The following is a 238-nucleotide window of genomic DNA, read 5'->3' on the forward strand; positions in this document are numbered from 1 at the left end:
TGCTGCACTGGGCCTCGCGCCTGGACTGGCAGGAAGACTACGAATTCGCCCCGCTAAAATCCTCCGACGTGGCGATGCTCTACACCCGCGGGCGCGCGGATATGGCCGAGGTCGCCGCGAACAGCGACACCTTCAGCGCACCGGGGCGGGCGTTACGGTAATCCACTGGCGACAGCAATCTTTTATCCGCTGCTCTTAAATGCATGCTAGGCCACAAGGCGTACATGAGCTACCCCGG

1 pseudogene is annotated in these 238 nt (G+C 62.2%); it reads left to right on the plus strand.

Annotation, left to right across the window (positions count from 1 at the left end):
• Positions 1–238: pseudogene (locus ACFZPT_RS26975) on the plus strand (serine hydrolase); the annotation flags it as partial.

It is taken from the genome of Pseudomonas sp. MD330_10 (assembly GCF_042610415.1).
In the GTDB taxonomy this organism is placed as follows: Bacteria; Pseudomonadota; Gammaproteobacteria; order Pseudomonadales; family Pseudomonadaceae; genus Aquipseudomonas; species Aquipseudomonas rhodesiae.